The 10,388-nt window shown below is 75.2% G+C and carries 5 protein-coding genes and 1 pseudogene; 4 read left to right on the plus strand and 2 right to left on the minus strand.

Features of this window, described 5'->3' with window-relative positions; genetic code table 11:
• Positions 1 to 91: 91 nt before the first annotated feature.
• The gene (gene fxsA / locus AB0M92_RS32820; protein WP_366105990.1) at positions 92 to 283 is read right to left on the minus strand and encodes an FxSxx-COOH cyclophane-containing RiPP peptide; all 192 of its coding nucleotides are present in this window, start codon (positions 281 to 283) and stop codon (positions 92 to 94) included.
• A 240-nt stretch (positions 284 to 523) separates the two neighbouring features.
• On the opposite strand from fxsA, the gene AB0M92_RS32825 reads away from it, so the two are divergent.
• The 4 genes from AB0M92_RS32825 (at position 524) to AB0M92_RS32840 (ending at position 9,657) form a co-directional block, all read left to right on the plus strand.
• Positions 524 to 1,771 carry an FxsB family cyclophane-forming radical SAM/SPASM peptide maturase gene (locus tag AB0M92_RS32825; protein WP_366105991.1) on the plus strand — a complete coding sequence of 416 codons (1,248 nt, stop codon included), beginning with the start codon at positions 524 to 526 and terminating at the stop codon, positions 1,769 to 1,771.
• Positions 1,768 to 3,150 carry an HEXXH motif-containing putative peptide modification protein gene (locus tag AB0M92_RS32830; RefSeq protein ID WP_366105992.1) on the plus strand — a complete coding sequence of 461 codons (1,383 nt, stop codon included), beginning with the start codon at positions 1,768 to 1,770 and terminating at the stop codon, positions 3,148 to 3,150. The genes AB0M92_RS32825 and AB0M92_RS32830 overlap by 4 nt, the downstream gene beginning before the upstream one ends.
• A gap of 108 nt (positions 3,151 to 3,258) precedes the next feature.
• A complete protein-coding gene (locus AB0M92_RS32835; protein WP_366105993.1) occupies positions 3,259 to 7,968 on the plus strand; it encodes a HEAT repeat domain-containing protein in 4,710 nt (1,569 codons plus the stop codon).
• Positions 7,969 to 8,091: 123 nt separating this feature from the next.
• On the plus strand, positions 8,092 to 9,657 hold the full coding sequence (locus tag AB0M92_RS32840) for a serine/threonine-protein kinase (protein WP_366105997.1): 1,566 nt from the start codon (positions 8,092 to 8,094) through the stop codon (positions 9,655 to 9,657).
• Positions 9,658 to 9,707: 50 nt separating this feature from the next.
• Here the strand turns inward: AB0M92_RS32840 and AB0M92_RS32845 are convergent.
• Positions 9,708 to 9,906 (minus strand): annotated as a pseudogene (locus AB0M92_RS32845) (CorA family divalent cation transporter); the annotation flags it as partial.
• Between the last annotated feature and the right edge of the window lie 482 nt (positions 9,907 to 10,388).

Genomic DNA, 10,388 nt, shown 5'->3' on the forward strand with positions numbered 1-10,388 from the left:
GCCGTACCCCCGTGTTCCCCGCCGGACGCCCGTGGCGTCAGGAGGATCCGCAGGCTCCGGCACGCGGTCTGCCGCACCGGGCCGCGACCGGTCACAGGCTCTCCGAGAACCCGGTGACGAAGGGATCGCCGGCCGTGTCGTGCACCCGGCGCAGGAGGGCGCCCAGCACCGAGTCGGGGAGGGCGGCGACTTCCTCGGGCGAGAGCCCGGCGATGTCCAGGACGACGGACTCCGCATCGGGTCCTGCGGGGGCCGGGGCGGCGCCCTCGGCGTCATCGGTCACGATGTCCACTCCCGGAGGTCGCTGCGGACCGGCGAACCGGTGTCCTTCCCAGGGTAGCGCCGCCACTCGCCCCCGCGGCAACCGCCGAACGCGCCGGAACTGCGCCAACTCCGCCCCCCGTGCACCCCGTTGGCTCGTTCGTGATGTTGACGGTCGGCGCACCGCAACCGAATACTGGACGAACGGAGTGCGCACGGACCGATGCGCGACCGATCGGCGCACGCTTTCGGGGGGGAGCGGATGAGTCGACCGTCACTGCGCCCGGGCCGGCCGCCCTGGCCGGGCGCCGCCGACGTGCTGACGCGTGAGGCGGCCGGCTGGGTTCCGTACCCGTTCCACTCCTTCGTCCTCAAGGTGCACAGCCGCTGCGACCTGGCCTGCGACTACTGCTACATGTACCGCTCCCAGGACCAGAGTTGGCGTGAGCAGCCGCGCACCATGGCGCCGGCCACCGTCACGCGGACGGCCGAGCGGATCGCCGAGCACCTCGCCGCGCACGGACTGACGGAGGCCGGCGTCGTCCTGCACGGCGGTGAACCCCTTCTCGCCGGAGACGAGGCGCTCGCCCGCACCGTCGGGGTGCTGCGCGCCACGGTCGGCGCGGGCGTGCGGCTCCACCTGGCCCTGCAGACCAACGGCGTGCGCCTGACCGCGGAACGGCTCGACCTCTGCGCCGAACTGGGCGTCCGGATCGGCGTGAGCACCGACGGCGGGCGCGCCTCCCACGACCGCCACCGCCGCGGCGCCGACGGCCGCGGCAGCCACGCCCGGGTCCAGGCGGCGCTGCACCTGCTCGACACCGACCGCTACCGGCCGCTGTTCGCCGCGCTGCTGTGCACGATCGACCTGCGCAACGACCCCGTGCGGACCTACGAGGAACTGCTCGTCCACCGGCCGCCCGCCGTGGACTTCCTGCTGCCGCTGGGCAATTGGCACACCCCGCCGCCCGGTGTGGATCCCGCCGGACACCGGACCCCGTACGCGGACTGGCTGTGGTCCGTCTTCGAGCGCTGGTACGACGCCCCGGTGCGCGAGACCGGCGTCCGCCTCCTCGACGACCTCATGGCCCTCCTGCTCGGGGCCGCCCCGCAGACCGAGGCCCTCGGGCTCGCCCCCGTGCGCTACGCGGTGGTGGAGACGGACGGCTCCCTCGCCCAGGACGACACCCTGCGCACCGCGTACCAGGGAGCGGCCCGCACCGGGCTCGACGTACGGCGCCACTCCCTGGACGAACTGCTGCGCCATCCCGGGATCGCCGCCCGCCAGTGGGGCGCCGACGGGCTGTGCGCCGCATGCCGCGCCTGCCCGCTGCACACCGTGTGCGGCGGCGGCCACTACGCGAACCGCTACCGCCACGACACCGGCTTCGCCAACCCGAGCGTGTACTGCGCCGATCTGACGGCGCTGATCGGGCGGGTGCGAGGGCGGCTGGCCGCAGACGTGCGGGACCTGGCCGCCGTCCGTCCGGCGCCGGCGGAGGCGGTATGACACCGTCGCCGCACCGTCTGCCCGGCGAACTGTTCGACGCGATCGCCGCCGGCGGCGGCGGAGCGGAGGCGATGCGCCTGCTCGCCCGCGCCGAGCACAGCCGGCGTCTCGCCTGCCTGTACGCGATCCGGACCGCGGCCCGGACGGCCGGCGGTGCGGCGGCCCAGGGGGTGGAGGGCGCCTGGGAGTTGCTGGAGACGGTCCACCGGGCGGACCCCGCCGCCGCTTCGGCCGTCCTGACGCACCCGGCGGCGGGCCCCGCGCTCGTCGACCTGCTCGCCCACCTGACGCGGCGGCCCGGGGGAGCCGGTGCCCCGGTGCACCTCCTCACGGCGCTCGCCGCCGCGTCGGCGGTGCGCGCCGGGGTGCCCGCCCGCGTGCGATGGCCGCTGGCGGGGCCGGGCCCCTGGGTGTCGCTGCCCTCGCTCGGCCGGGCCCACTTCCCCGGCGCCCGTCCCGGGGACCACGTCGAACTGCGCGTGCGGACCGAAGGACGGGCCTCGATCGCGATCCCGGACGCGCCGGTCCCGCTTGCCCCGGTGCCGGTGCCCGGCGATCCCTACCGCAGCGGCGACCGCTGGCGGGGGGCTCGGTTGCTGGCCTCCTTCGACACGGGCGCCACCCTCGCGCTCGACGTCCTCGCCCCGCCGTCCTTCCCGGCGGCCGCGGCGCGCGCGGTGCACCCCGGCGCCGAAGAGGCGCACCGCTGGGCGGCGCGGGCGCAGGCTGCCTGCGCGCTGCTGCGGGCCGACCATCCGCAGGCCTACGCGGAACTGGCCGCCGGGCCCTGGCTCCTGGTGCCCCTGCGCGCCCCGGCCCGGGGCATCGTCAGCGGCAGCAGTGCGGAGACCTTCGGCTCCATGGCGCTGTCGCTGCCGCCGGACGGCACCGTCCTCGCGATGACGATGGCCCACGAGGCGCAGCACAACAAGTTCGCGGCGCTGCTGCACCTCTTCGACCTGTTCGAGGAGGGATGCCAGGGCCCCGAGGAGCGGTACTACGCGCCGTGGCGTCCCGACCCCCGCCCGCTGGTCGGCCTCTTCCACGGGGCGTACGCGCATCTGGCGGTCGCCCGGTTCTGGGGCGGGCGGGGGGAGACGGAGCAGGATCCGCAGCTGCGGGCCCTCGCGCACACCCGCTTCGCCCGCTGGCGCTCCGGAGCCCGCGAGGCGACGGCCGTGATCCTGGACTCCGGCCGGCTCACCCCGCTCGGACAGCGGTTCGCCGGCCGCATGCTGGAGACCCTCGACGACCTGTGCCGCGTCCCCCTGCCGGCGTCGGCGGTACGACGCGCCGAGACGGCGGCACGGGAACACCTGGCGGCATGGCGCCACGCGGCGGGAAGCGAGCCGGCGCCCGCGGGCGGTCGCGCCTCCTGAAGACGGGGTACGGGCGGGCTCGTGCGGACGCCGGCGCGGCCACGGGCGCGGGAGACACCGGGCGGATCTCGCTGGTGGGCCGGGGGACGGCCCCGTTAGCATCCCACGGTGATCACGCCGGCGGACCAACCCTTCCACGACGCCCTGCGGCGGGCCGACGTCGGCTGGCTGGCCGGCCGTCTGGACGCGCGGCACTGCCCGCCGGCCGTCTTCGAAATCCTCGTCCGGCGCGACGACCCGCGCCTGCGCCACCTTGGCCTGGTCCTCCTGAACGAGCGCGTCGCGTCGGGCCGTACGGGCGACGAGCAGGAGACGGCCGAGCTCGCGCGGCTGCTGCCGGCCGTGGTGGAGGGAGCGCCGGAGGCGGCGCTCGTCCAGGCGCGGCTCCATGAACGACTGGGCCCTTATCGCCGCGGGCTGCGCCGGCCGGACTGGCGTACGGCCGAGCTGCCGGTACGGGTGCGGATCGCCTGGCTGCGCGCCGAGCTGCTGAACGAGCCGACGGTGATCCGGAAGGAGCCCCGGGGCGAACTGCTGTACCAGGCCGTGCGGGAGCTGACCCTCACCCGCGCGCACCGGCCCGAGCAGCTCGTGAACGAGCTGGCGGACAGCGGTGACCCGGTGTTGCAGGCAGCGGCACTGCGGCTGGCCCGCCAGGGGCTGCACGCCGGTCTGCTGGCTCCCGCACGGGTGCACGGGTGCGTGATCAGCCTGCTCGGCGCCGACAGCGCGACCGTGATCGCCGCCGCACTGGGTGAACTCGCCGAGCCCTGGGCCGCGTTGACGCCCCTGCCGGCGGGGCGCCTGGCCCCCTTCCTCGCCGCCGATGCGGTGATCACACGTCCCGAGGTGGCGGATGCGGCCGTCTCGGCCGCCGCCCGACACGGGCACCGCACCCTGCTCCGGCAGGTCGTCGAGGATCCGGATCTGCCGGCGGGGCTCCGCCGGCGCGGGATGGAACTGCTCGGTGACCTGGCGGACCGAGGTGACATCGGAGCGTTGACGGCCATCGCCGCACAGGACCCCCTGTTGTTCGGCGGGCCGGCGGTGGCCTGCCTGCGCGGGCTCCACCGGCGCGGGCACTTCCCGGAGGAAGCACACGTCCCGGCCGTCATCGGCCTGGCCCTGGCCGACCATTCGATCCCGCCCCGCGAGGTCGCCACGATCCTGTTCACCTGCCGGCAGGCGATGTTCCGCGTACTGCTCGAAGGGGACGCCGGCGATCCGAGCTGGCCGCGGCGGCTCGCGCTGCTGGTCGCCCTCGCCGGGCAGGGTACGGGGGAGCTGCCGATCGGCGACGCGATCACACGGGTCCTCGCCTCGGCTCCCGCGCCGGGGCCGTTCCTCGACGCGATCCGCGCACTGCGCCACGCGGATGCCGAAGACGCCGTGATCGCTCTCCTGCCGTCCGCTCCCGCGGCGGCCCTGGAGGCTCTGGAGGCCATCGGAGGGCCCCGGACCACGAAGGCGCTGGGGGAGGGGCTCGGACTCGCCGCGGCGCAGAGCGCGGGTGTGATCGCGCCGCATCTCCGCGCGGTGCGCAGCCGCGCCCTTGAGGTGCTGTGGCACCTGACCGACGATCCGTCACGGCGACGTGCCCTCCTCGCCCGTCTCGATCCCGCCGATCTGCCGGCCCGCATCGCGGCGGACCTCGGTGGCCCGGACGAGCGGGAACTGGCCGTCCTGAGTTCCCACCTGGACCCGGACGAGCCCGTGGCGGCCCTGTGCCGACTGGCCACCCACGGCGGCCCCGGCACGCTGCCGGTCATCGCGGACCTGCTCCTGCGCATCGTGGCCGAGCTGGCCGCGTCCCGGGAACCGGGCGGAACCTCCCCGGGACCGGAAGGCGGCCGGCCGGCCGCAGAGCCCGTGGTACCCCAGGAGGTCCTGGACGCCCTCCGGGGCCTGGGCCGCCGGCTCCACGAGCGGGGCCGGATCAGACCGTCCTGCCTGCTCGACGCGGAGACCGGTCGAGAGGCCGGCCACGCACTCGCCGCGACCGTGGCCCTGGACCTGCTGGACCGCCCCGGACTGTCGGGCGCCGAGCAGGCGATCCTGCTCGAACTCCTGCTCCGAGCCCCCTACGCGGGTACCCGCGCGCGGGCGCACCGCCTGCTGCGGCACCGCGACCGGCACGTGCGCAAGCACGTCATCGCGCTGCTCGCGCGTGACGCCACCGGGGACGATGCCCAGGCGCTGTCGGCGACGCTGATCGTGCTGACCGCCGCCCAGGACGTGCAGACCGTCCGGCAGGCGCTGCTGGCACTCGGCCACGCGCGGGCCCGGTGGGCCTCCACCGCGATCGCCGCATGTCTCGACCATCCCCACATGAACATCAAGAAGACCGCCGCGGAGGTCCTGGTCCGGGCCGGCACGCCCACGGCGGTACCGGCCCTCCTGCGGTGGCTCGGGCGTCACGACAATCCGGGCCTGCGGTGCTCGCTCGTCGAGGCGCTGCGCGCCGTCCTCGGCGACGCGTACGCGGCGACCGTCCTCGCCGCCGCGGAACACGGCGAGGAGGGCCGGGCCCGCGAACTGCTGCTGGCGGCCCTCGACCGCACGCTGACCGCGCGCTCGGTCCTCGCCCTGGACGACCAGGCATCGCGGGTCGCACCGACCCTGCTGGCCATGGTGGCGAGCGGCCGCGTCCGCCTCGCTTCCGGGACGGTCGAAGAGCTGTCGACGGCCATGGCCGGGCACGGGATCACCCCGCCCGTCGCGCCGGGGCCGGCGACGGCCGGTGGAGCGGACCCGGACGTGGTGTTGCTGGCGGCGCGGGGATGGGATCCGGCGGTCGGGCTGCGCATCGCGCAGAGGCACGCGCAGCCGCACCCCGCCCGACTGCGGGAACTGCGGGATCTGCGGGATCTGCCTGAACTGCGGGAATTGCGGCCCATGCTGGGGGACTGGCTCGGCCTGGCCGACTCCGAACCCGCCGCCCGGGAGCGCGTACTGAGCCTCGTCCTGCGGCTCTGCCCCGCACCGTGGACGACCGGGGAGCTGACGGCCTTCGCCCGGTCCGCCGGGGTCCTGCTCGACGGGCTCGAAGAGGCCTCGGCCGGAGACCGGCACGGGCTCGTCGCGGTACTCGAAGCGATCGCACCGACCCTGCCGGCGGCTCTGAAACCGGTGGTCGCCGAGGCGGTACGCGGGCTGCCCCCCGAACCCGGGAGCCAGTCCGTACTGCGGCTGCTCCGCGCACTCGGCGCGGTGCCGGTCCGGGCCGACCTGGAGCGGGCTCTCGCCTCGGCGCGGCTGGGCGCCGACCCCTGGCAGGCCGAGACGGACGTACTGAGGGAGGCGTTCGCGGCCACGCCGCGGGCCGAAGCGGAGGCCGAGGTCGCGACCGGGGCCGAGGTCGCGGCCGGGGCCGGGGCCGAGGTCGCGGTCGAGGTCGCGGCGTGGCGGGCCGCGCTGGACGCGGCGCTGTGCACGCCGAGCGCCCTGGAGCGGTTCCGCCGGCTCCACCGGCCGCACCGGGGCGTCGCGGCCGTACCGGGTTCCCGGGACCGCCTGAGCACCCTGATCGACGTCCACGCCTCGGCCGGCCCCGAGGTCCGCCCCGCCCTCATCGACTGGATGACGGACCTCCAGCCGCTCGACGCCCCGCCCTGGACGCTCACCGAGACCACGTACGCGACGGCGCCGCGCCCGCGGGCGGTACGCGTCGACGACCTCGACCAACCCCGTTCCACCGCACTGCGGGAACGCCTGCTGGCCATGGTGCGGGGGTCCGCTCCGGACCACCGGCGCACCGCGGCCCTGGAACTCGTGACGTGGCCCGAGCCCGAAGCCGTGCTCCCCGTACTCCGGGCGTTCCTGCGGGGCCGCGTCGACATACCCGTCGGCGCCGGCCTGGCCCGCATGCTGACGGCCGTCGGCGAGACGGAACTGCGCGCGGACGGCGTCCTGCACGACAGGGCCGCCCTCGCGGCGAGCCGGCTCGACCCGCAGGATCTGGAGCCGCTCGTCCCGCTCCTGCTGGACTGGTGGGAGCACGACCCGCCGCCCGGCAGCTCCGCCGCCGGGCGGGCGCTGCGCCAAGTCCCCGCCGACGTACTGGCGGAGCACCTCGGCGTCCGGCTCGACGCCGGCGCCTGGGGGTTCCTCGACCTGCTCCGCGGGCGAGCCCTGCTGCGCACCCCCGCGCTCACGCGGACCTGCCGGAGGCTGCGCGCCGAAGGGCGCGACGACCTCGCGGACGGGCTGCTCCTCGTCGAAGGTCCGCTGCGCGGCCCGGACGCAGGACGGCAGGACGCCGCCGCGCAGGCGGCGCTGCGCGACCGCTCCCCGGCCGCGTCGACGGCAGCGTCACAACCCCCGTCCCGGCAGCAGCTCCTGGACCATGCCCGCACCGGCGACCCGATGCGGATACGCCGAGCACTCGCGCGACTGGCCGAGGAACACCGGGGTCCCGACCCGGACCGGGACCCCGGCCTGCGGGACCTGATCGGTGAACTGCTGCACCACCCGGAGCCCAAGGTCCGCCTGCACGCCCACCGGACCTCGCGGGCCATGCTGGACCGGCAGACCTACCTCCGCCACACGTCGGTCCTGCTGGACGACCCGCGGCCGGACGTGGTGCGCACGGCGATCCGGACCCTCTCCCACGCCGGTTGGGCACCGGCGGTCCCCGCCCTGACCGGGCTGCTGGAACACCCCCACCCCACCGTCCGCAAGGCCGCGGCCGAGGGGCTCACCGTCATGGGGCCGCCCGCGGTTCCCGCCCTCAGACACGCCGCGGCCCGCGCCCGGCCCGACAGACGCTCCCTGTACACGGAGCTCCTCGAACGGATCACGACCGGCGACCCCGAGTAGCGGCCCTCCCGCCGCCGGCAGCCGGCCGGCGGCAAGGGAGCGAGCCGGCGATCATGCCTTTACGCTTGGGTCCCGTCAGGTCGTCGACGGACGGCCGGTGAGGAAACGGAGCGCGCGGTGCCGGTGCCATCAGGGCAGGCGAAGGACGACTACCTGGTCGGCAAGGTGCTCGCGGGGCGCTACCGGGTGAGCGAGTTGATCGGGCGCGGTGGCATGGGAGTGGTCGCGCGGGCGGTCGACGAGGCGCTGGGCCGGGAGGTCGCCGTCAAGCTGCTGCGGGCCTACACCGACGCGAGCCCCGCCGAACTGGCCCACATGCGGAGCCGGATGCAGCGCGAGGCGCGGGCCGCCGCACGCATCCGGCACGACGGCGTGGTCACCGTCCACGACGTGACCGAGGAGCAGGGGCTGCCCGTCATCGTGATGGAACTCGTCGACGGGCCCTCGCTCGACGAGGTGGTGACCGAGCGGGGCGCCCTGGACCCGTACGAGGCCGCCGCGATCGGCGCGAAGCTCATGGGCGCGCTCGACGCCGCGCACAGGGCCGGCATCCTGCACCGGGACGTGAAGCCGGGCAACGTGCTGCTGGAGCGGGGCGGCAGGGTCGTCCTGACCGACTTCGGCATCGCCACCATGCACGCGCCCGGCGACGAGGAGATGGCGAAGCTGACCCGCAGCGGCCAGCTCGTCGGCTCGCTCGACTACCTGCCGCCGGAGCGCGCGCAGGGCAGGGAGCCCGGCCCGGCCTCGGACATCTGGTCGCTCGGGATGACCCTGTACGCGGCGGTGGAGGGCGTTTCGCCGTTCCGCCGCACCTCCGTGTGGTCCACGCTGGCCGCGATCGTCGCCGAACCGCTGCCCGCGCCCCGGCGGGCGGGACCGCTCGGGCCCGTGCTGCTGGCGCTGATGGCGAAGGACCCGGAGAGCCGGCCCACCGCCGACCGGGCCCGCGCGATGCTGGAGGCGGTGGCGGTGGCGGGGGCCGACGCACCGCGGGCCGTGCCGCCCGCCGCCCCGGCCCTCGCGCCGACCCCCACCGCGCCGTCCGCCATCGCGGCGCCCGCTCCGGTACCCGGCTTCGGACCCCCGCCCCCCTACAGCGACGAATCGTTTCCGCACCCCCAAGTGCCGTCCCACCGGCCCGCCTTCCCCCCGCAGCAACCCCCGCCGGGTCAGCCGTTCACGGCCCCGCAGCGCGGCCCGGCCGCCACGGGCCGGCCCCGACGCCGCGCTCGCGCCGCGATGGCCGTCGCGGTCGTCGCCGTACTCGGCGCCGGCGGTGTCACCTACGCCCTGACCTCGGGCGGCGAGGACCGGGCGCGGGCCACGGCCCCGACGCCGGTGACCGGCAACGGCTCTGCGGCGCCCGACGGGCAGCCGGACACGCCCTCGCCCGCCCCGGCCCAGCCGAGCCCCGTACCGACGGGCTGCGCCGGCTGGACCCACCGCGACCCGAAGCCGGGCGCCTACGGCTACATCTCGGGCGACCACCACCTGCTGTCGGCCCCGTACCAACCGTGCTCCGCCGGCGCCCTGGTGAAGGACGGGACCAAGCTCTGGTACCACTGCTATGTCGTCAACTCGTACGGAAACCAGTGGACGTACGTACGCGTCGACGGAACGAACACGACCGGCTGGCTGTACAACCGCGACCTCACCCGCCAAAAGGGCTCGTCCCCGCCCTGCTAGCCACCCACCGCCCTCGCCGCAACCAGCGCGCTCCCCAACAGCAGCTGCCGCTACAGCCAGTCCCGCTTCTTGAAGATCACGTACAGGCTGGTGCACACCACCGCCATCAGCACGATCGCGAAGGGATACCCCCCCCGCCCACTTCAACTCCGGCATGTCCTCGAAGTCCATGCCGTAGATCGCACCCACCAGGGTGGGTGCGAAAAGGATGGCGGCCCAGGAAGAGATCTTCTTGAAGTCGTCACCCTCACACCGCTGACCTGCGGAAATCGCCTATACAGGCGATCCGGCCTGCGGCGATCCGTCTTTCCATCCATTTCGTCATGCTGCCCGTTTGTACGGCCCATCCTCCCCAGTCGCTCCCCAACGCAGCCTCATTCTCCCCAGATTCTCCCCAGCCGCGTCTGCGGGGGAGGGCAGATTAGGGCTGGCCAAGTCCGATCCAGATGTCGGGACGGGCTACGCAACGTAGCGAGCGAGTCGGAGTAGTGGTGGCGTTGGTTTTCGCGGGCGAAGGTTTCATGAACGAATCGGAACAGTCGTGGCCGCGTCAGGATGAGCGCACAGCGTGGCGCGCACATTGTCGCCTGTCGCCGCTAACCTCGGTCCTCGGCCCTCTCCAGGGCGTGGATATGGTCTAGTGACCTGGTTTTGAGGTCGTGGGTCGCCACGTGAGGCGTCCCCTGTTTCAGATTGCGGTGTTCGCCCGCGGCAGAGCGGGGGTTCGCGCT

The organism is Streptomyces sp. NPDC051582, assembly GCF_040681715.1.
GTDB lineage: Bacteria > Actinomycetota > Actinomycetes > Streptomycetales > Streptomycetaceae > Streptomyces.